The organism is Anaeromyxobacter terrae, from assembly GCF_022690685.1.
GTDB classification, from domain to species: Bacteria; Myxococcota; Myxococcia; order Myxococcales; family Anaeromyxobacteraceae; genus Anaeromyxobacter; species Anaeromyxobacter terrae.
This window is the reverse complement of sequence record NZ_JALCYY010000013.1, coordinates 80,483-101,908: the sequence shown is the minus strand read 5'-3', so window position 1 is coordinate 101,908 and position 21,426 is coordinate 80,483. Positions and strand designations below refer to the sequence as shown.

The 21,426-nt window shown below is 66.7% G+C and carries 18 protein-coding genes; 9 read left to right on the top strand and 9 right to left on the bottom strand.

What is annotated here, in order from left to right; genetic code table 11:
* Positions 1 to 91 precede the first annotated feature (91 nt).
* The 8 genes from MNY62_RS08200 to MNY62_RS08165 all read left to right on the top strand — a co-directional run bounded on the left by MNY62_RS08200 (position 92) and on the right by MNY62_RS08165 (position 9,394).
* Positions 92 to 316, top strand: a complete 225-nt coding sequence (locus MNY62_RS08200; protein WP_242343658.1) for a hypothetical protein — start codon at positions 92 to 94, stop codon at positions 314 to 316.
* A 269-nt stretch (positions 317 to 585) separates the two neighbouring features.
* On the top strand, positions 586 to 1,071 hold the full coding sequence (locus tag MNY62_RS08195; protein WP_242343657.1) for a hypothetical protein: 486 nt from the start codon (positions 586 to 588) through the stop codon (positions 1,069 to 1,071).
* Between the two features lie 373 nt (positions 1,072 to 1,444).
* Positions 1,445 to 2,059: a JAB domain-containing protein gene (locus MNY62_RS08190; protein ID WP_242343656.1), complete on the top strand. Its 615-nt coding sequence runs from the start codon at positions 1,445 to 1,447 to the stop codon at positions 2,057 to 2,059.
* Between the two features lie 299 nt (positions 2,060 to 2,358).
* Positions 2,359 to 4,068, top strand: a complete 1,710-nt coding sequence (locus MNY62_RS08185; RefSeq protein WP_242343655.1) for a hypothetical protein — start codon at positions 2,359 to 2,361, stop codon at positions 4,066 to 4,068.
* On the top strand, positions 4,055 to 4,588 hold the full coding sequence (locus MNY62_RS08180; protein WP_242343654.1) for a hypothetical protein: 534 nt from the start codon (positions 4,055 to 4,057) through the stop codon (positions 4,586 to 4,588). The genes MNY62_RS08185 and MNY62_RS08180 overlap by 14 nt, the downstream gene beginning before the upstream one ends.
* Positions 4,578 to 7,511: an AAA family ATPase gene (locus MNY62_RS08175; RefSeq protein ID WP_279426341.1), complete on the top strand. Its 2,934-nt coding sequence runs from the start codon at positions 4,578 to 4,580 to the stop codon at positions 7,509 to 7,511. Before MNY62_RS08180 ends, MNY62_RS08175 begins: the two co-directional genes overlap by 11 nt.
* 869 nt (positions 7,512 to 8,380) lie before the next feature.
* Positions 8,381 to 8,872 (top strand): single-stranded DNA-binding protein, encoded by a 492-nt coding sequence (gene ssb / locus MNY62_RS08170; protein WP_242343652.1) that lies wholly within the window; start codon positions 8,381 to 8,383, stop codon positions 8,870 to 8,872.
* Positions 8,873 to 8,896: 24 nt separating this feature from the next.
* Positions 8,897 to 9,394 carry a lytic transglycosylase domain-containing protein gene (locus MNY62_RS08165; RefSeq protein WP_242343651.1) on the top strand — a complete coding sequence of 166 codons (498 nt, stop codon included), beginning with the start codon at positions 8,897 to 8,899 and terminating at the stop codon, positions 9,392 to 9,394.
* 40 nt (positions 9,395 to 9,434) lie between these two features.
* Here the strand turns inward: MNY62_RS08165 and MNY62_RS08160 are convergent, their stop codons facing one another.
* The 3 genes from MNY62_RS08160 to MNY62_RS08150 form a co-directional block, all read right to left on the bottom strand.
* Entirely contained in the window at positions 9,435 to 9,977 is a 543-nt protein-coding gene (locus MNY62_RS08160) for an ORF6N domain-containing protein (RefSeq protein WP_242343650.1), read from the bottom strand.
* 76 nt (positions 9,978 to 10,053) lie between these two features.
* Positions 10,054 to 11,361: a DNA primase gene (dnaG, locus tag MNY62_RS08155; RefSeq protein WP_242343649.1), complete on the bottom strand. Its 1,308-nt coding sequence runs from the start codon at positions 11,359 to 11,361 to the stop codon at positions 10,054 to 10,056.
* Positions 11,358 to 13,244: a type IV secretory system conjugative DNA transfer family protein gene (locus tag MNY62_RS08150; RefSeq protein ID WP_242343648.1), complete on the bottom strand. Its 1,887-nt coding sequence runs from the start codon at positions 13,242 to 13,244 to the stop codon at positions 11,358 to 11,360. Before MNY62_RS08150 ends, dnaG begins: the two co-directional genes overlap by 4 nt.
* A 98-nt stretch (positions 13,245 to 13,342) precedes the next feature.
* Here MNY62_RS08150 and MNY62_RS08145 point away from each other — a divergent pair, with 98 nt between their 5' ends.
* Positions 13,343 to 14,287: a GGDEF domain-containing protein gene (locus MNY62_RS08145; protein WP_242343647.1), complete on the top strand. Its 945-nt coding sequence runs from the start codon at positions 13,343 to 13,345 to the stop codon at positions 14,285 to 14,287.
* A 5-nt stretch (positions 14,288 to 14,292) separates the two neighbouring features.
* On the opposite strand, the gene MNY62_RS08140 is transcribed toward MNY62_RS08145, so the two are convergent.
* From MNY62_RS08140 to MNY62_RS08115, 6 genes are all read right to left on the bottom strand, one after another.
* The gene (locus MNY62_RS08140; protein WP_242343646.1) at positions 14,293 to 15,162 is read right to left on the bottom strand and encodes a phospholipase D family protein; all 870 of its coding nucleotides are present in this window, start codon (positions 15,160 to 15,162) and stop codon (positions 14,293 to 14,295) included.
* Positions 15,163 to 15,164: 2 nt separating this feature from the next.
* The gene (locus MNY62_RS08135) at positions 15,165 to 16,109 is read right to left on the bottom strand and encodes an HNH endonuclease (RefSeq protein ID WP_242343644.1); all 945 of its coding nucleotides are present in this window, start codon (positions 16,107 to 16,109) and stop codon (positions 15,165 to 15,167) included.
* 32 nt (positions 16,110 to 16,141) lie between these two features.
* A complete protein-coding gene (locus MNY62_RS08130) occupies positions 16,142 to 17,221 on the bottom strand; it encodes a tyrosine-type recombinase/integrase (protein ID WP_242343642.1) in 1,080 nt (359 codons plus the stop codon).
* A gap of 177 nt (positions 17,222 to 17,398) precedes the next feature.
* The gene (locus MNY62_RS08125) at positions 17,399 to 18,034 is read right to left on the bottom strand and encodes an outer membrane beta-barrel protein (RefSeq protein ID WP_242343641.1); all 636 of its coding nucleotides are present in this window, start codon (positions 18,032 to 18,034) and stop codon (positions 17,399 to 17,401) included.
* 20 nt (positions 18,035 to 18,054) lie between these two features.
* Positions 18,055 to 18,480 (bottom strand): hypothetical protein, encoded by a 426-nt coding sequence (locus tag MNY62_RS08120; protein WP_242343639.1) that lies wholly within the window; start codon positions 18,478 to 18,480, stop codon positions 18,055 to 18,057.
* A gap of 63 nt (positions 18,481 to 18,543) precedes the next feature.
* Positions 18,544 to 21,342, bottom strand: coding sequence for a hypothetical protein (locus tag MNY62_RS08115; RefSeq protein ID WP_242343638.1), 2,799 nt, complete (start codon positions 21,340 to 21,342; stop codon positions 18,544 to 18,546).
* Positions 21,343 to 21,426 lie beyond the last annotated feature (84 nt).

The window sequence follows — 21,426 nt, the reverse complement described above, 5'->3', positions numbered from 1 at the left end:
CGGGCGGCGCCGATGGCCTCCCGTGCTGTCGGCACCGCGCCGCCGCTCACGTGAGCGGCGCGGTGCCGCGTCCAGCACGAGGAGCCGAGACATGAGCCGAATCGCAACAAGCCTCCTGGAGGAACAGCTCACCCTGGCGCGTCGCGTCCTGAGCCCGCCGGCCGCCTACGCTCGAGAGATCGCCGCCGAGGACATCCTGCGACTCGCCAGCGTCACGCTCGAGTTGCACAGGAAGCTCAGCAACGGGACCCCGTTCCCGTCTGTGTGGCTTGCAGGCACCTTGGGGGCGCCCGGGGAGCGCGCGAAGGGATCGTGAGGGCCCGCGGTCGACCGCGAGCGCGCACGCCGCCGCCGGGCTTCACCGCGGCAGCTCCCGGGGGCGACGCCGGTCGGCGGCTAACTGCGCCTCGGGCGTCGGGAGCGCCGGTCGCGCCAGCGAGCGCAAGAGGCGCGCTCGCCGTCACGCCCGGCGACACGCCCGCCGCTTCGGCAACGCCGCCGCCCGTCGTCGCGGGGCCGGCACCGCCCCGCCCATGCCTGGGCGAGGCGGCGCGGTGCCGCCCCCACACACAGGGAGCTGCCACGATGAAGCCCTTCACGATCCTCGGTTACAGCGCGAACGACGAGGTGTTCTGCCCCGCGTGCCTCCGGTCCACGACCGGGCTCGGGCCTTCCGACACCGACTACAACGGTCGGCCGATTCTGCCGCTCTACGGAGCGGACAAGACCGTGCAGGAGGAGTGCTGCACCTACTGCGGAGCGTCGCTCCTGGAGCTGCGGCTCGTCGCGGAGGCGGAGCGGGAGCGGACCAATCCGGAGCTGCACGTCGAGAAGACCCGCCACCGCGGGCGGCAGCCGGCCCTCCGGTTCGACCGGGTGCCGCCGGCGAACATCCGAACCGAGCTGAAGCAGGCGGGGTGGCGCTGGGATCCCGTGGCGCAGCTCTGGTGGTGGCCGAAGGGAGCCCCGGTCCCGGTGCCCGCGTCGCTGAACCTCCCGCCGCCGCCCGCGAAGGTCGTCGCGCGGCCGCCGACGATCCGCAGGCGCGAAGCGACAGCGGCGCAGGCGTGAGCGCCTGAGCAGGAGGTCGCGCGACGCCGCAGGACGGCGCCGTGCCCCCTCATGACGAGAAGAGGAAAGGCGGCTGACGCCGCAGCAAGCGCGGTGCGCCGGCGGCCCCCGCCGGCGCGAGGTTTCGTGGGCGCGCTTCGCGCGCTTCCTAAGCGAGGACCGCGCCAGCCACGGGCCGCCCGGTGAAGCTGGGCGCCCCGCGTCCGTCACGGCCCTCGCCCGGGCACACGCCCCGCCATCGTCGCTCCCGCCGCGGAGCACGCCGATGAGCGCCGCGGCCAAGTCCTGCTGCCACGCGCAGAGCGGGGCGTGCGCCCTGCCTCGGGGGTGAGTGAGCGGGCGCGGTCAGAGGCCCGGCTCCGAGGAGAACGGGATGGCCAAGAACGAGGTCAGGGAGCGGTTGCTGATGGACGGGCCCGGGGCCCTGTCGGACGCGGACCTGCTCACGCTATGCGGCGCGGGAACCCTGTCCGCCGTGAGCGTGCGGCAACTCGCCTGGGTCAGCGTCGGCGAGCTTCGGCGCCTCGGGCTCGCAGAGTCGCGGGCGGTGGCGCTCGCCGCGGCGTTCGAGCTCGGCCGACGCGGCGCGTGGGCGCCGCCGCGGCGTGGGGAACGGTGCCTCGATCCCCAGAGCGTTTACGAGCTCATGCGCCCGCTCGCGCATGCGCCAGTGGAGGAGTTCCACGTGGTCCTGCTCGACGTGCGCGGAAGGCTCCTCCGGACGGAGCGTGTCGCGAAGGGGTCGCTCACCCAGTGTCCGGTGAACCCGCGCGACGTGTTCCGGACGGCGGTCCGCGAGGCGGCGCACGGCATCGTCTTCGTGCATAACCACCCAAGTTCCGACCCGGCCCCATCCCCTGATGACGCGGACCTGACGGAGCGGCTCCGCGCCGCGGCCGAGCTGGTCGGGCTGCTGGCCCGGGACCACGTCATCGTCGCGGCGGGCGGCTACTACAGCTTCGTCGAGGCGGGGCGCTGGCGGCGATGAACGAGCGGACGAGCGGCCCCGGCGCGCGCCCAGGGGCCGCCGGGAGAGGACGAGATCATACACTTCTCATCGGCGTTACGGATGTCGAGGTGACTCGTCCCGCCAGGAAGGCGGAGGGCTCGAATGAACAGAGGTCGTGACCTACGTCTTCACGTGGCTCGATAAGGGACGGCGCTGGCGCGTACCATACGACGAGTTCGGCCGTGGTTCGCCCGTTGTAGAATCCTTTCTTGCCGCTCCGCGGCGACAGGGCACATCGTCGTTGTCAAGCATCCTCAACGAGGCGCGTCAGGCACTGAATGACAGAGAAACTGACATTTGCATGGTCGAAGGGAGAGACCGGCGTGCTGTGGCTTGCGCAGCCAGCAGTTGAGGCGCTGGGCGGAGGCCCTCCGTACGGTCCGAAAGCAGGGCGATGTGCCTGGCAAGTGCTGAGTCGGGCGTTCGAATGTGACGCGAAAGAGGCTGCGAAGCGGCCGGTCGTATTCGTTGTGCCAGAGTTGTCAGTCGACCCCAACCGGGTCGACGACATTTTGAAGGGGCTCAAGTCACTGCCGGATAACCGGCTCGTCATCGCTGGCCTCGGCCACCTGAAGCAGGATGAGTGCGAAGCCCTCGAAAAGAACACGGGAGCCAGCGCGGAATTCTGGAAAGAGCCGTGGGGGCCGGGAGCGTACGCGAACGTCGCTCTTGTGGCGACCAAGAGCGAGGTATTCATTCAGCCCAAGGGGCTGCCATCGTACGACGAGCGCGCCGCCGCTTGCTTCGTCGGTGGTACGCGTCTCCGTGTGTTCGAGGGCAAGCCTACCGACGGTGTACCGCTCCGGTTCGCAGTAACCATTTGCTCTGAATGGCTCGAGGACGGGGATCCGAATGGGTTCGCACGCCGAGTGGTCGCGGAGAAGCCGGACCTAATCTTCTGGATTCAGCACAACCCCAAGCCAAGAAGCGCGAAATTCCACGAGCGTCTTCTCTCGTTGTTCGAGCAGGGTAGGCCTCTAGTCGTCGCAGCGAACTGCTCTCCTGGAGAACGGAGTCGACTTCGGTACGGAGCATCGGGCCTAATCTTCGCGGACACTCATGTGCTTCCTCCAAGCAAGCACATGCTCTGCAATGGCGCGGACTACTGCACGGAAGCCGCTGTTCCGGGACGTTTCATCACAAGGGTTGCGCTCCCGAGGTACGACGTAGACGCCCACCGGATTCACACGATTCTCCCGAGGGACCTGGCTGGTTATGGCGCCGATGACGCCATTCGATCGAGATTCGTCGAAGCGGTCCACCCGTATGTGGTTGAGGACACCGCTCTGGTGAGAGACCAGCGGCCCGGGTTCCATGTCGCGGACCTCTTCAAACGGGGCGAGCCGAAGGCGCTCGCCCACGCGGCGCTTCCTCCGGAACTCGGTGCAAAGCTGAGCGGCGCTGCACAGGCGATTCTGAACGATCTTCGAAAGCCGAACTGGCTATCAGTGTTTCTCGACCAGGCGCTCGTGCAGCGAGAGGACCCGAAGCATCTCGCGTACGAGGATCACCCGGAGGCTGCATCGTGCTGCGCCTGCTGGGATCACCGCATCAGCTTCGACTCACTGTTCGATGAGGCCAAGGAGATGCCGGGCAAGATCGCTGAACTGGTGCTGGCTCTTGCAGCCCTGGACGGCGGCGTCTCGCTCGACCGAAAACGTCGCGAATACTGGAACGCCAAGGTTGGCGGCTCGCCGGTACTGATTGCGACTCACTCCGGGAGCGAAGATTCGTTCGAGCAGTCGTACTTCAGGGGGCAGCCGCTCTTGCGCCACCGACCGACGGTCGTTCTTCGCGCTGTTCCAAGTCTGCCGATCGGACGGATCGATGCCGCGCGGATCGCTCCTCGAGGAGAAGTAGATCAAGCCATAGCCCAGATGCCTGAGCCCCTGCGTTTGTGCGGGGCTGCTTTCTGGAGATCGGTTGTGGCGAATACGGTCCTTGACGACCTTGGGATCCCAAAGGAGCGTACGAATGCGAACGTGTGAGGAGATGGTCGCACTGGCATGCAAGCCACACACGCCGGAGTTTCTGCATTCGGACGAAGCGTCGGCGTGGGCTCGCGCCGCGGACCTGATTGTGGGTGCTATCAACGCATCTCCTGAAACCTGGGCGAGCCGTGTCGACAACGCGTACGATCGACTCGGGAGCCCCCCGGTCGTGTTGCGTCGCGAGGACCTGTGGAGCCTAGTGCTGCTGATCGAGCTACCGACGGGGACTTCTGACGCAGTGAAGCGGCACATCGAGAGAGAGACGCGTGGCAGCAGGAAGCTCGCGTTCTCCGAGGATGAAGACGTGCCGAGCTTGTTCGCGCAGTCTATTGGACGCCGGGAAGCGAACCCGGGAGCGGCCTCGCCGACCGTCGTAGAAGACACGCTCGCGCAGTTCTGTGCCGGAGATTCGGAACTGCGAAGAGGACTGGAGGTCTTGCTAAAGCCACGGCAGCCTCGAGAAGAAGTCGACGCGTTGATCCGGATCCTGTCCGGGGAGCCGGGCGATGCCAACTGAGCGCATCACTGCCTCGAAGCTGCAACTCACCGATTTCCGGGGCTTTCGCGATCAACGAACGTTCGAGCTCGGCCGCGTGACGTTGTTGCTCGGCCGCAACGGCCTCGGCAAGACGACGGTGTTCGATGCGATCGATTGGGCGCTGTTCGGACGTGGGTTTCGGCTCGGGTCCGATCACGACGGGGTGTGTAGGAACCTTTGGAAGCCGGCGCCACCACAGGTGACGCTCACCGGTGACGGGTTCTCGCTCACGCGAACGGAACGTGGGGCGAGTCTCAACGGCGACGAATACGACGCGAAGGAATTAGTCACGGATCCCTCGGTATTCAACGACACGCGGGCGCTGCTGTCTGCGCTCAGAGGGCTTTCGTATCTATCGCAAGACACGCTTCGTGAACTGGCGGTATCCGATCCGGAGGACCGAGCGACCCTGTTGCGGGCCCTGACCGGTGTTCCGCTTGCCGACACCGTACGGACAGGGATCAAGAAGGTGTTTCAGAAGCTGGACGAGTCGACCCGCGAATCGGCGCGCGCCAGTCACGAGGCGCAACAGCGCATCAGCGAAGTCTCTGCTGAGATCCTGGAGCTCGAGCACAAGAGGCTGACTGAAGAAGAGCCAGTTCGGCGCGAAGCCAGCCTGATTCTCGGGGATCGGGCGATGACCGCGCCGATAGAGCAAGTCGTCGGGAGTCTTTCGGAGCTTGGGCGGCAAGCGACGCAGGCGGCCGGCGCCGCCGTTGAAAAGATTACTCGCGGGCGCTCTCTACGGGAGCGGATTGTCGCTCACGTTGCGAGGGCCAGTCAGTGTTGGCTCGGAGTGCAGTCGTACGTCGAGCGTCGAGGCGCTCTTGAGTCAGCAGTCGCGGCGCAGGTGTTCAAGGTGGAGGCCGCCGAGAAGGAGTTGCTGGAATGCGGCGCAGCTCATCGACTCGCGGTGACGAACGCGGAGGCGTTAAGGGCGCGGAGGGCCGAACTCGAACTAGCAAGCCAGAGGAATGCTGAGGCTCGTGCAACCCGGTCACAAATGGCTGAGGTTTCCGCGGCGCTCCCCGAAGTTACGAACAAGGCTCAGGAGCTGAAGGCGCGAGCGGCGGAACTTGCTCATCGATTTGACGAAGCAAGGGCACGCGCCGCGGACGCGGCAGCGGCGTGGGAGGAAGTGCAAAGGCGCGCCAGGGCCCATTCCCTGCTTGAGAAGGCGAGGTCAGCAGTTTCGCTCAGTGGCGAGCAGCTTGAGGAAGCGAAGATCGCGCTTCAGCACGCGTTGGCACGAGCGAACCAGGAGAAGAGCGTAGAAGCAGAACTTGCTGCAGCCGTTGCGCGGGAGCGCGAACGCGCAGCGCAGTTCGGAACAATCGCCGAGCGCGTCGTTGCAGCAGTTCGAGAGCTATCCACCTTGCAGCGCCAGGACGCGTGCGAGTGTCTGCTGTGTGGACACGCATACTCATCGCCTGAGGAGTTGCACTCGGCGATAACTCGGGCTCTTGAGCGGACGTCGAGGCATGTCGGCGACATCGCTCGCCTTCAGACGCTCGACAGTGAGTACGAGCGTGCAAGGGATTCTCTCAAGAGGGCAACGTTCGATGTGGAGCGTCAGCGCGCTCGTGTGCAGTCTCTAACGGCGCTTCATGAGGGGGCGCAGAGGGAGCTTTCCTCTGCTCAAGCGACGTACGGCGACGTCGCTCCGCTGGGCGAGGGTGAAAGCGATCGCGCTGAAGCGGAGCTGACCGGGCGCAAGCGCGAAGCGTCGAGTGCAGGAGAAGCGAGTCGCCGAGCCGAGTCCGAGTTCGAAAAGGCGTCGAGCGACCTTGCTCGGCAGGTCGGCCTGGTACGCTCGCTCGAGGATCGCCTTGCGTCGATCGGAACGATTGACACCGACGACCGCATCGTGCAAGCGGACCTCACGCGTGCCGCCGCGGATGTCCGGACAGCGGCAGAGCGCGTTGCCGCGGCTGATGCTGCGCAGCGCCGCGCTGCGAATGCGCGGGATGGACTCGCGACCGAACTCGCTCGAGCGCGGAAGGAGCGAGATGCGGTCGATGCGGAGCTGAGGGGGCTTGAGCGCACCAACGAGGAGCTACAAGTCGCCGGTATCGGACTCTTGGCTGCGGCCCGCGAGATGGGAGTCGATCGCGCCACCCTGGAGGAAATGCCCGAGCCACTCAACGCCTACGTAGCGGTCAAGGAGGCAGAGGCAACCGCAACATCGGAGCGCGCAGCAACGTGCTCGGGGCTCGTTACTCGGATGTCATCCCTTCTCAGGACTGCTGAGCTACCGCGACTCAAGATCGAGCTGGCAAGTCTCACACGGATCGTTGACGACGCAGCGGCGACGCAGGCGCGGCTCGACAAAGCCCGGGGACGTCTGGGCGCCCTACGTGATTCGATGGAGGCATCTGTCCAACGAGCTGCAGAAGCTCGTCTCAATCAGAGCGACGCCTCGGTGAACGAGATCCTCTCGTTGCTCACGCCTCACAGGCACCTCAACATCGTCAGAATCCTGCGCGACGGAACCCTCCGTATCGGTGAACGGGGGCTCGCCGCAGGGGTCGATCCGAAGCCGTATAGTTCGGCGGGCCAGTTGACGTGCTTGGCGCTTTCGCTGTTCCTGGGCGTATCGCTCCTTCAAGCTTGGAGCCGCCTCAACGTCATCATGCTGGACGAACCGGTTCAGCACCTAGACGACGTGAAGTTCCTGAATTTCGTCGAAGTACTGAAGCGAGTCGCTCAGGAGCGGCAGGTGATAGTGAGTACGGCCGACCGCAACATCGGCGACCTGCTCAAGCTGAAGATGCAGCGTTGGGGGAATGCGACCGGCAACCGCGTAGTTGCCCACGAATTCGTCGACTTCGATCGCGAGACAGGGCCGATCCTGTCGTCTGAGGTCGGGGGCCGAAGCACCTCCGCATCCGCGGGGGCTTAGGATATGGGCGACTCATGAGCGGGCGGCGAAATGCGGTACCTGCGCCTCAGCGCGCTTCCTTACGAATGCAGCGCGGTGAATCGAAGAGGTGGAGGAACGTCCTCCTGCGCGCATCGTGGTCCCCGCGGCCGTGTTGGGCGCGCACCTGCGATGCCAGGTGAAGTGGTACCTCGCCGTCGGCTCGACACGGCGAGGCTGGATGTGGAGCTGGACAGACGTTCAGGTCGCGTGATACTGCGCCCAGCATGCGGCGAACGACTCGTCCTCCTCCGCCCCCGCTCGACCGGTAGACCGTGGAGTACGCCGTCTCAGTCCTCGAGGAACGGCTCCGAGCGGTGGAGTCTTATGGTGCTGGCGGCTGCCCCACCTGCCATGACGCCGAGATGCGCGCGGCCATAGCCAAGCTGCGCGAGTTGGCCCGGCAGGTCCAGTCGGCGAAGTAGGCGGCTCGTCGCGAGGGGGTTCGTTCGTGCACGAGATCCACGCGATCTCGGTGCTCTCCCGCGACGGGGCCCCCAGCGGTGTCGCCACGTAGCATCCTCTTGACATCTAGATGGCGAACATGGCGAACTCACCCTGAGACGGAGGGGTCGCGTGTTCCTGTTCCAGAGCATGTTTGGCGTGGTCGGGGTGCTGCTCCGTCTTCCGCGCCGTCTGCTGCTCGGGCTCCTCTTGTTCATTCTCGGCCTCCTGCTCCTCGAGCTGGTGCACCCAACGCCGCGGAACGTGCCCCAACGCGGGGCCGCCACCGGGGTGGGGGCGACGCCTCCGCCTATCGCCAGCCGTGCGGTGCGATGAAGGACGGTCGCGGATCGGACACGCGAGTACCGCTCGCTGTTGCGGCAATCGGATGAACTGGAGGGCGCCGCATGGTGAACAAGGTCATCCTCGTCGGAAACCTCGGCCGAGATCCCGAGATGCGACAGGCCGGCGGCCAGACCGTCGCGATCCTTCGTCTTGCAACCTCCCGCAGCTGGATCGACAAGCGAACCGGCCACCGCACGGAGGAACGCGAGTGGCACGACATCGAGGTGTGGGGGCGGCACGGCGAACTCTGCCGGCAGTACCTCGCAAAGGGGCGCCAGGTCTACGTGGCCGGTCGGCTCAAGACGGACCGCTGGAAGGACAAGCAGAGCGGACAGGACCGGCAGCGTGTGAAGGTCGTCGCCGAGCTCGTCCAGTTCCTCGGTGGAGGCGAGCATCACGGCCCCCACCATGCGCCGTCCTCGCTGGCGCGCCCCGAACTCGCGGCATCCTCCGAGGCGATCGCCGCCGCTGCCGACGAACCGCTGCTAGCGGCCGACGACGTACCTCCGCCGACGCCGCCACCCGATCTCGATGAACTCGAGCGGATCCCGTAGCAGGGCTCGCGAGGCATCTCGGAGATGCTCGAGTTCGAAGTACTTACGCTCGCGCTGGTCGTCGCAAGCTCAGCGCCGCCGGACACGCGGTACGACCGCGAGATCGCCGCAGCGATCGAGGACGTGCACGACGTGCATTATGTCCCCGCCGCGCTGGTGAAGGCGGTCATCATGCGGGAGAGCTCATGGAACCCGCGCGCCGTCTCCCGAGCGGGAGCACTCGGCCTCATGCAACTCCTCCCCGCGACGGCGGCGAAGGTCGGTGTATCTCGCGAGGAGCTGTTCGACCCGGCGAAGAACATCCTCGGCGGCGTACGGCTGCTCGCGGTCCTGCTCCGGCACTACCGGGGCGACGTGATCAGCGCCCTCACGGCATACAACGCTCGCCCGCGAGAGCTGTTCGCCCCCATCCCACAGAACGGAGAGACGCCAGGGTACGTGAGGGCGGTGCTGGAGTCGTACGCACGGTACGCTGGCGGGAAGCTGCACGTCGTGCCCGAGGATGCACGAGGTGCCCGGTGAGCGACTCGCAGCGGCGAGTTCGGCTGAATGCTGTGCGCTGTCATGACGGCTCCGACTTCTTCGTGAACCCGATCGGCCGAGAGGCCTGGACCGGCGGCTCCATGAGCTCCCGAATGGCGTCGAACACGACTTTGAACTGCGCGTCGTACTTCTTCTCCAGCGCCGCGAGCTTCCGGGCGAGGTCCGCGTTCTCCTGGAGCATCCGCCGGAGGCGCACGAAGGCCCTCATGATCTCGATGTTCACCTGCACCGCGCGAGGGCTGCGGAGGACGCTGGACAGCATGGCGACGCCCTGCTCGGTGAAGGCGTAGGGCCGGTACTTCCGATGGGCGCCGCGGCCGTGGCCAGCGTCTAAGGTCACACTTTGTGACCTTAGAAGGGCGGTCTCCTCCGCGGTGAGCTGGAACATGAAGTCCTCGGGGAAGCGCTCCCGGTTGCGCTTCACCGCCTGGTTCAGGACCTTCACCTCGACCCCGTACAAGGGCGCGAGCTGCTCGTCGAGGATGACCCGGTGGCGCCGGAGGACGAGGATCTTGCGCTCGATGATCCCGGGAGCGAGAAGCGGGCGGTGGGCAGTGGTCACATCGTCTCCTTCGAGCGCATCCTGCGCGCGCTACGGTTCCTGCGCGGCGACCCGGCCGCAGCGAGGGGGATGCCCTTCACCTCGCGAGCCGCTGCACCTCCGCCCGAAGCGCGCCGACGTCCAGCGCCAGGCGCTGCGCGATCCGACGCTCGAACGCCGAGCGCGCGAGCCCTTCGGGCAGCGCGAAGGCATGCGGCGTCAGTATCCGGACTATGGCGATCTTCTGCTCGACCGACGCGTGGGTGGCCGCCGCGCTGCCTGTATGCCGCTGGATGGCCTGGTCGATGAGGTACTCGGTGAGCGCCGGCGCCGCGGCGATGAGCGCCTCGAATCCGGCGCGTCCGTGGGCGCGCACGTACTCGTCGGGATCACCAGAAAGTCGTGCCACGCGCGCCGAGAGCCCAGCCTGGAAGATCGCGGCCGCGACCTGGGGTGGCGCTCTGCTGCCCGCTGCGTCGCCGTCGAAGAGGATGACGAGCTCGCGGCAGTCGCACCGCTTCAGCAGCTCGAGTTGCTCCGGCGTGAGCGCGGTCCCGCATACGCCCACGACGTTCCGGATGCCGGCCTGGTGCGGCAGCAGCACGTCAAAGTACCCCTCGACGAGGATCGCCACGCCTGCCTTGCGGATCGCGTCCTTCGCCTGGGAGATGCCGTACAGGACGCGGCACTTCTTGTAGAGGAGGGTCTCGGGCGAGTTGATGTACTTCGGCCCGGGCTCATGCCCGAGCGCTCGGCCACCGAACCCGATCACGCGGCCCTCGAGATCTGTCACAGGGAAGATGAGCCGGTCGCGGAATCGGTCGTAAACCCCCTTCCCCTTGTCGAGCACGAGGCCTGCCCGGTCGAGGTCCGCGTTCGATAGCCCGTTCTTGCCGGCGACGGCGCGATGCAGGTCGTGCCACTCCTTCACGGCCGCACCGAGTCTGAACTCGCGCGCGGTAGCCTCGTTCACGCCGCGAGCATTCAGGTGACGGCGGGCGTCGTCGCCTGCGGCAGCCCACAGGTGCGCGATCCAGTGCGTCGCCGAGGCCTCGCATGCGGCGAGCGCGCCCGCCTTCTCTTGACGAAGAGACTCGAGGTGCGCGGGCGCCTTCCTCTCGGGCACCGCGATGCCCACCTCGACGGCGAGCTCCCGAACGACGACCGGGAACTCCTTCCCGTGCAGCTTCTGGAGGAACTCGAAGACGTCGCCGTGTGCCCCGCACCCGTAGCAGCGGAAACGCTTCTTCTCCGCATACACGCGGAAGCTCGGGTTCTTCTCAGCGTGGAACGGGCATGCTCCAACGAAGCTCGAGCCACTCTTGCGCAGCTTGGTGTGGCGACCGATCACGGCCACCGCGTCCAGCCGTGCCCGGATATCGTCGATGACCGACTCGGCGATCATGTCGCCCTCCCGTTCACAGCCAGCGTGCCGACGCCCGAGGGGGCAGATTCATCCTCGAGACGGACCTCCGCGGACCCGAGCACGAACCTCTCGTACAGCTTGAGACCACGCGCGCCCGACTGATCCTTGCGCGCGAGCGAGTAGGTGGCGCGGAAGTTCTCCGGGAGCATCCCGTAACAGACTGGCCGAAGCCCCTCGTCGGTGAAGACGTACCCCTGGCCTGCGCGGGCGAGATTCTTGATGGCGTTCGGGTGGAGCTTGTACGACTCCACGAGGCGCGTGGACGCTTCTCGCGTCGCGAGCGCGGTCAGAAGTGGGCCCTTCTCCGTTCGCACCGTCTTCTGCACCTCCTGCACGGTCCCGATCGACTTGCTCACGAGCTCGCAGAGGGCGGGGTTGTCCTGCTTGAGGATGTCCTTGCAGCGCGTGTTGTCCCAAACGGCCGTGGCGAACTCGCGGCTCACGATCTCGAGATCCGCGACGCTCTGGTGCGCGAGCGTGAACTGAACGTGCGCGTCGCGGAGCTGGTTGAGGCTGTCGACCACGGACTTGTCAGCGAAGCGAGCGAACTCGTCGACGACCACGCTGAACGCCCGCTGGTTGCGGGTCGCGCGGTGCACCTGGCGCAGCGAGCCCTGCTGCTGAACGTCGATGAGGAACACCTTGCCGAGCGCGGGCGCCTGCAGCTTGAAGAGGTTAGAGGGGAGCTGGATGTAGACGATCTGGTCCTTCTCGAGGACATCCCGCATTACGATGTCGGGGTCGTACGCGTTCACCTGCGACGCCTGGAACTTGTCTACGACACCCACCAGCCCCGAGAGCGCCTTGTGGATGTCGCGCCCGAGCCGAACGATGTGCGACTTGATCTCCTTCGCAGCGCTGCGCTCCTTCGAGGTTTCGAGGCACCACGAGAGCGCCCGGTTCCAGCAGCCGTCGTCGCCCACGCCCTTGAGGCAGACGCCGATGTCGCGGATCGTGAAGGGAAGGCCGCGCCCTTCGCGATCGACCATGCCGTGCAGCAGCGTGCACAGGTTCGTGAAGAAGATCTGCGCCTGGGTGTTGTAGTAGGCGTTGTCGCCCAGCGGCAGGACGGAGAAGACGCGCTCGGCGGTGACCACCGGGTCGCCTCCGGGGTCGTCGGGTGTCCGGGGCTCGACGTGCACCATGTTGTACGAATGCGTGAACAGGTGCGGCTGGTTCCAGGCCGGGAGCGCGAACACGCGTAGGTCCTGCTCCCGCCCCGCCGCGCTCGCGATCGCCTTGATGATCGCGATCTCCTCGTCGCTGCCCTTCCCGGACATCACGACGCAGCCCTTACCTGCGAGAACGTCCTGCAGCACCTGCGGCCAGATGACGCCGTGGCTCTTGCCGCTTCCCGTCTTTCCGATGACGTGCCGGTGCGAATCGCGTTGCTGCTCTGTCAGGTAGACGGGCGTCCAACGCCAGCGTCCCCAGTGCCGTCGAGGTGACTTGCCGACGAAGGTCGTTCCCGGTGGGCGCGCGCGCAACTCGTTCACGAGGTCGAATTCGGCGGACGGGAGCTCGAGGCTTGTGGGCTCGAAGTGCGTTCCTGCGATGCGCGCGACCACCTCGTTTCGCCAGAACAGCAGCAGTTGACGTGCAAGAAGAGTCAGAACCGTGGCGGTTGCGATCGCCGTGAAAACGGCGAGCCTCGGGTGCGCGACGATCCACGCGCGGATCGGCTCGTACCGTCGGATTACGGGGGCGGCGGCGAATGCGATCACACGTCCGCCAGGACCGGCCCCGACGAACCCATCTCCCTGCAACCGGTAGAGCGCCTCCGCGAGCGCTACGCAGGCAAGGACGGCTACGCCCAGCCGGAGGACGAGAGGGAACGGTGCTGTAGGTCTGTCCGGCGGCATGCGCCCTGCGCTGGGGAGCGCGGGACGCAACCATACCCAGCCGCCACACGGATGACAACTAGATGCTAAGATGCGTCAGACCCGCGCGCGAGGGAGCGATGGACGAGGGAGACCGGAAGCAGCTCGTGCTAGTGAAGGATGAAACGGCGGCAGCCGCGTCCTCCAACCGAACGCGCCTCACGCGGCTCTCGCTCATTGGTGAGAAGGCTCGGCCTGCGGGCGCTTGCATCGTGCTCATCCACTCCCACGATCGGAGCCACCTTGGCCGGAAGTGGGCGTTGGGCTGGGAAGAGGCCGTGACTATCGGGCGTGGTACAGGCGCGACCATCGTCGTCGACGAGACGAGCGTGTCGCGGTTGCACGTCCGAATCGAGCCGCGGGGGCGCGACCACGCGCTCGTGGACCTGCGTTCGACCAACGGGACGTTCCTGAACGATCGACTCGTCTCCGAGCAGACGCTCCGCGGTGGGGACCGCTTCAAGGTGGGTCCCGCCATCTTCAAGTACTTCGCGGGCGGCGACGTCGAGGCGCAGTACCACGAGGAGATCTACACCCTCATGGTGACCGACGCCCTGACACAGGCGTCCACGAAGCGCTTCCTCCTGGAGACGCTCGAGCGCGAGATCGTCCGCGCGCACCGCCATGGCCGTCCGCTGTCGCTCGTGATGTTCGACATCGACCACTTCAAGAAGATCAATGACACACACAGTCACCTTGCCGGCGACGAGGTCCTCCGGGAACTCGGCGCGATGATCCGTGCCCAGGTTCGCGCCGAGGAGTGCTTCGCCCGGTACGGAGGCGAAGAGTTCGCCCTCGTCCTGCCGGAGGCAACACGCGAGGGCGCCGCCACGGTTGCCGAGAAGTTTCGCACGGCGGTCGAGCGGCACCGATTCAGCTTCGACGGTGCGGTGATTCCGGTGACGATCTCGCTCGGCGTCGCCGAGCTCGGTCCGGAGATGAAGACCCCACAACAGCTCATGAAGGCTGCCGACGAGAAGCTGTACGAATCGAAGCGGTCGGGCCGGAATCGGGTCTCGTCATAAGTACCTCATGCCACCTCGCGGCCTTTCCACCGGAGCGTGATGTACCTGCCCGCGTCCGCGTCGACACCCGGTAATCGTGCGAGGATGGCGCAGACTGCGCTCGAACGGTGGACGCGAAGGTCCTTCAGCAGCGTGCGGTTCGTGAGGATCCCATGCGTTCTCAGCTGGTCCCACGCGAGATTGAACATCCACGCGGGGATCTCGGCTGCGCCGCCACGCTCGCTCCGCGACCGCGCCGTCTCGACGTAGACGACGCTCGGCGTGACGTCCGTCACGAGGTTTCGTCTGCGATGCGGCCCGAGTGTGTGGAACAGGGGGTTCCGTAGCCACTCGGCGCGGATGGCGGCGTACAGCTCGGGGTCGAGCTCCTCGCCGGCGGGCTCGGCGACGCCGTTGCCGGGGTACCAGGCGTGAACCCGCGTGTCGGTCCAGAGCGATTCAACCCACTCCCACGCCCGCGAGAGTGGCTCGTCCTTACGCTCGCCATCAAGCGCCACCGCCGCCTCCAGGTTCGTCGCGAGGCCGCCGGTCAGGTTAGCGGAGCCGATGACGGCGCGTGCGCGGGCGCCGTTCCGGCCGAGGTATAGCTTGGGGTGAAACGTCGAGCCGGAGCCAGGGTTCAGGACGCGTACCTCGAGGCCGAGTCGTGCCGCCATCCCGAGCGCCGGCGCCGAGGTCGTCTGGAACGTGGTCGTCACGAGAAGTCTGGCGCGGCCCCGTCGCTTGCGAAGCGCTTCGAGCTCCTTTTCGACGAGGTGAACGCCCTTCTCCTGGACGAACGCGACGCACAGAAACGCATCCTCGGCGGTCGCAAGCGTGCCGCGCACTGCCCCGAGGAGCGACCGATCAGACGTAGTGACCGTCGCGACCTGCATCGTCAGGCGGCGATCCCGCGCTCGTAGACGTTCTCGTTGTGCCAGCGGAGCTGCCGAGGATCGGGACGATCTGTGTCGCGGCCGGGGATGTGGATGCGACTCCCGTGCAGCGCGTAGTACGCCTTGCCGTTGTCGTACTCCGCCTTGAGCCGGTCGCTCACCTCGAAGCGGAGCTCCGGCGTGACCGTCACGTATCCGCGATCGAAGAGCCGGTGGATGTCGGTCCGAAGAAGAAGCCCGTTCCTTACCTCGTGCGAACCGCCCTTCGAGAACGGCTGCACGTGAGCCGCCTCGAGCACCGGGAGCGAGTGCTCCCCCGTCACAGCGCAGGCGCCATACGCCTGCGTCACCGCGACGCGAAACGTGCCCTGCCCAAGCCGCGGCAGCACGATCTGCGGAGCACCGAAACGCTCCGCGCCCGTGACGACGACAGGTTCCGCCGCGAGCGGCGCGGCTCGCGAGCGCAGGCGGGCGAGACAGTCCTCCCAGACACGTCGCCCCTCGCCCTCCGCGAGGTCGTAGCCTTTCCCGCGCACGGTGTTCCGTGGCCAGTCCACCGGTTCCGGGACCCAGTCACCGTCTGCGAAGAAGAGTGGCTGCGAGAGCATGATGCAGCCGATCCGGTACTGGCGATGAGGATCGGCCGGCTGACCGTGCCGGTACCGCTCGATGCGGTGGCACATCGTGTCGTAGTCGGGGGCGCCATTCCGCAGTTCGAAGGACTCCCACGCAAGCCACGCCGGGACGATCTCGTGGCGAGCGAAGAGACCGAAGCCGGCGATCGCGTTGATGGGGCTCTTCAGGCGGAAGAGCAGAGGTTCGCCGGGCTGGAGCGCGCGGAAGGCGTCGTGGCCAGACGGCTGCCAGAAGTTCACCTCGTCGAGCGGCTGACGCTCGCGAAGAAAGGTGAACCACTCCAGATCCGTGTTGGCTACGAAGCCTCGCACGTCCGCATTCTACGCGCGGTCGGGGCGAAACTTCAGGGTGAAGCTGCTAACTCCGCGAGGTCGCGAGCCGTCCCGGCCTCGATCACCTTGACTGCGTTCCGCACGTCCTCGTCCTCGACGATGTTGTAGCGGTCGAACACGTTCCGGGTCCGGTGACCCGACATCCGCATGACGACCGACTCCGCCACACCGCGGCGCCGTGCGTTGGTGACAAAGCTGCGCCGGAGGTCGTGGAACCAGACATGCGCCAGATTTGCGTTGCGGCGAGCCCGAACGAACAACTTCCTCGCATCCTCCCAGCGCGTGCACGTTTCCGGGTTCACGAAGACGTAATCGGTGCCGATGTGTCTCGGCTGCTTCTTTAGTTCGTCTATCACGCGGTTCGTCAGGTAGACGGTTCGCGCGAAGTTTGTCTTCGTATCCTCAGCCGCCAGCCTGATCGCACCGATGCGGAGATCGATCTGCGACCAGCGGAGGTTGAGGATCTCGCCCTTCCTCATGCCGGTGTCGTACGCCACGATGAGGATGGGCCTGAGCTCCGGATCGGCGGCGGCAACGAGGGTCGCGAACTCCGCCTCGTCAATGATCGTGCGCCGCACGTTCGGCTTGTTGAGTAGCTTCACGCGCGCGACCGGGTTCGTCTGCAGGAGCCCGCACTCAACCCCGTAGCTGCACATGCGCTTGAGCTGCGCGATCTCTCGATCGAGAGATGCGGGGGATGGCGGGCTCTTTCTGCGAGTGTGGTACGTGAGACGCCGGTTGCGGTATTCGTCGACGTCACGTTGCGTTAGGCCGCTCGCGACTCGGTCACCAAGGACGTCGCACAGGTATCGCGCCCTGGCTACGTCACTCTGCCACGAGTCCTTGTCGCGTCGGCTGATCGGCTGCCACTCCTTCCAGAGCTGAACCACCGTCACCTTCGGTACATGGAGCCGATCGAAGAAGCGGCCTTCGAACGCCTCAGCCCGGACCTTCGCTTCGAGCGCGAGCGCCTGCTCTCGGGTCGGGATCTTCCGCTTCAGGACGCGCTTTGCGCGCCCGTCCGGGAGAGTCACCGAGACATCGATCTTCCAGAACGAACCACGCGTATTCGCGTATTTCTTCACGCCCACGACGTTCCTCCTTCCCTGGAGGGACGTCGTAGAGAATCTCACTGTGGCGAGCGCCGGAGGCGTACCCCTCAGGGCTCCTCTAAATTCCCCGAGGAGGAAAGGAGCGTTGCGGGCGAGCAGGGGATCGGAACATGGCCCACAGCGGAGTACGAACGCCACAGCGGACGTCGAGAAGCACTACAGCATGTACCAGCTGTACGCGACCGTGAGCGGCACCGTCATCGCCATCAGGCCGCCGCCAAACGGGAACTCGACGCGCGGCGTGATGGCTAGCGAGACGTGGTCAGAGATGGCCCATTCGACTCCGGCGAGCCCGACCACGACGAGGTGATCCGTCGTCCGGGAGCCGAGACCCAGGCCGAAGCTGCGCGGAACGGCCCCGGTCACGTCGACGAGATCGAGCCGCTCGGACGTCGTTCGCGTCCAGCCGATCTCGGCTCCGGCCCTGATTCTCCACGTGAGGCCGCGAACGTATTGGGCGCCGATCTTCGCCGAGTACCGGCTGACGCGGCTCTGCATCTGCCCCCGGAACGTCCCGTTCTCGGTCACGATCGTCGTGTCGTCGTTGTAGAACGGCGCCGCGGCGAACCAGTCGGCCGTTCCCGTCAACTCGAGGCGATTGGTGAGGGCGTACCTCGTTCCGAGGGTCACCCCCGCGACGGTACCGGCCACCGCGTCACCGGAACCGATGGCGGGGTCGGCGCGGACACCGGCGACGATGCCGCCGGCGTCGAGCGAGAACGCACCGCGATCGGCGAAAGCGCCGAGTGGCATGGCTATCGCCAGCAACGTGGCCAGGACGCGTCCATGCATGGAGCCGCTCTCCTCTGGCGCTACTGTGGTGTGACGCAGCAGATCTCGGTGGTGCCACCGAAAGAGAAGCCGACGCCAGTGGGCTCCGTTCCTGGTTGCCAGTCCCAGGTGCAGGTCCAGCCTGCGGCCTGGGCCGTGTTCGACCAGTCGACGGACCGGCTCGAGGCAACAAATCCGCCCGCCGGGAGATCCGCGGCGTAGCAACTGCCAGCGACCGGAATGTCGGCGACCTGTGCGCACCGAATCGTGACGGTCCAGCCCGACGCCGCGGTGACGCCGGTGCCTTGGAGGCAGTAGCTGGCGGCGCGGTCGTAGGGGTTACTCGTGCCGGGCTCGCCCGGCAGCCCTTCGGGTCCCTCAGGCCCCTGCGGGCCGGTCGGCCCTTCGCACGCGGCCAGGACGAGGGCGAAGAGGAGAACGGTCGGCTTGCTCAGCATCGTTCGCATGTTGGTCCCTCCACGTGGACGGGCGATCCTAGGGTGCTAGAGCACCGGGCCCCCGCTCAGGGTTCAGTGGCTGGTGAGACTGCGGTCAATGGTCGCGGAGTACGCGGCGACGGTCTCGCCGACGAGCGCCGAGCCGTGCACGCCCTGGGTAGTAAACGCGACCGTGGCGTTCACCGACTCGGAAGCGCCGGTGACATAGCCGATCTCCTGGTGCGCGGCTGCCTCGCTAACCCATCCGTTGGTACCGGAGCCGTTGTACCACCACACGTAGCTCGAGGTGACGGTGTAGCTGTCGGGAATGAAGACGTAGCCCTTGTTCGCCTCGTAGCGATTGCCGGCGGTGAACTGGTTCCAGACGCCTAGCGGCACGGTCCGTGCGGCGGTCAAGGGCCGCATGAGGTAGACCGCGATCCCGCCGGGCGTGGAGCCCGTCGCTGCAGGGGCGAGTGCGAAGTCGCCGATGGCAGGGGCGGGGGTCACCTCTCCGGCGGCGGGAGCGGGCCCGACGAACCCTTGGGCCGCGACAGTCGAATTTGCGACGACTTGTGCACCCGCGTACCAGCGCTTCGGCTTGCAGGCCGTGTGGACCGCGGTGTCACCGGCGACATGCGTGAACCAGCCGGTGACGTTCTCGGGGGTGGGTGGCGTTCCCTGCGACTCCGGTTTCGGCGCGCACGTGTTGCCAACGTTCTGGTAGCAATCCGAGAAGGTGAAGCCGTCCATGGTGAGGACGAGCGGGGTGAAGCTGCAGGACCAAAAACAGACGCAATTGTTGATGGTCACGGGGTTCCGTGGCGTGAGCCGCGTCCGCGTCCCGTCCCAGGTCTCGGTCGCGGTCCAGGAGCCAACGGACGCGGACCGAAGGCCGACGGGGACGGAGTTCGGGTTGCGGACGATGAACCGCACGAGGCGCACCTGCCCACCGTAGAAGCTGCCGCCGCTAGCGTCGAAGAGCTGGGCGTACGTGTTGTTCGCGAGCTTGTACGGATACGTGCTCTTCGCGTCGGCGTACGACGGGAACGACGTGTCCTCCTCGATTACGAGCGGCGGAGCGATGACGGTGAAAGGGACGGAAATCGGACCGACCGTGCCGCTGTTCCCGGCGGCGTCCACGAAGGTGGTCGCGATCTCGAGGATCACGGGTCCGGGGGTGGTCCCGAGCACCGGCGCGAGGTTCCCGGCGAGGGGAAGATCGTAGTAGGCGGTCGTCGTGGTGCTGGCGGGACTCAGCCAAGGGGCGAGATCTCCTGCGTACACGTTCCCGCCGACAGAGATGGAATACATCGCGGCGGCGATGGGCGCCTGGGTCGTGCCGATCGGAACCGCGAGCTGAACGAAGGGCGTGTTGTCCGGGTTCGTGGTCTCGAGCACGGACGCCGTGGGCGCAGTCGCCCAAGAGAGCCGAGCGGTGCTCTTGTAGACGGCGCCCTGGGGGATGGGAGCCACCTTGGCGGCGGCCGGCGGGAACTGGTACTTCGCAGGGACGGTCGCGTCCGCGAGCGTCATCGCACGCTCGTCGTAGTACGCGGCCGTAGACGTCTGGACGTAGGGCGTAGGCGCCACCGTGTCGCACGTGATGGTCACGGTCGCGGCGTTCGCGATGGTACCGCCACCGGCGCCATCGACGCCCCACACCGAGATGAGATTCGGACCTTCGACGAGTGGAATCCCGGCGATCGTCCACACGCCATCGGTCAAGGTGGCGGCGATGGGTCCGCTGCCGGCCGCGGTCTGTGCGTACACCGCGGAGACGCCCGCGACAGGCTGGTTCGCGGTGACTCTCAGGTCGATCGTGTTGGAGCCGACGAACGACGGCGGATCGACGAAGGCGATCACGGGCGGCGTGAGCTCGAGCGGTCCCCCGGCGCAGCTCGCGGAAGCAATCTGGTTGGGACAGAAGAGGTACGGGTCGCTGTTGGCTGCGATCGCGCTCGCGAGCGCCAGAGCGTCGGCACCGGTGAGCTGTGTCTTGTTGCGGGACGACTGGACGAACTGGAGGATGGCCTGCCCGAGGGTTCGCCGGAACGTCTGACCGGTTAGACCGACCGACCCCTGGACGAGCGCCCCTCCCGGCCCTACGCCGTCGAACGTGCCGTCCCGACCATCGTCTCCGGCGGCGCCGCCGAGGGTGGCGCCTGTCACCGAGGTGCCGGGGCTGAGGCCGCTCGCCTCGGCCAGCACTCTCGCCGCCTGGGACATTCCAGCGAGGACGAGGCCGGCCTTGGTGGCGTCGGACATGGTCACGGTCACGGGCTCGTTCGGTGTGAGGTCGGTGGGCGTAACGATGCGCCAGTCGAGACCGCCGAAGTGGTTGTTGACGTGCGTCCAGGCGTTGTTCACCGCATCGGTGATGGACGAGCCCCGGGTGGCCTCGCCGTGCGCGAAGCTGTTCGCGATCGTGGAGATGGGGCTGAGCGTCACGGTCGCGGATCCGCCCGACTGGAAGGCGGGAAGCACGGCGGAGAGCTCGCGCGTCACCTGGACGGTCACGCCGACGGCCTCCTCCAGGTAAGTCCCGCCGCTCGCGACCACCTCGATGGGCCCGTTGTACGGAGGGATGCGGAGCGTGAAGGTGCCGTTCTGCGCGGAAGGCCCGAAGGCGAGCGCCGCCCCCCGCGTCATCGTCGAGTCGAGGCGGTACGCGGTGACGGTGGCGTTCTCTACCCGACCCTTCACGACGAGGCCCGTGATGGTCCCATCGCTTCCCCCACCTCCTGGCGTCGCGCCCTGTCCCCCGCCGCATGCCGAGGCGAGCCCGGTGCCGCCGAGAAGGAGGGCGAGCATGAGGGGCTGCAACGGGGCGAATGGGAGCACTGGGGCGCCGCCGAGCCGCGCCCGGAGAATACCGAGGATGCGCTGCATGACCCCTCCCGAGCAAGATGCTGTCACAAGGGCGTTTGTTAGCATCTAACAGGAAGCCAAATGCTTGCCCCATTGGAGTTGCAT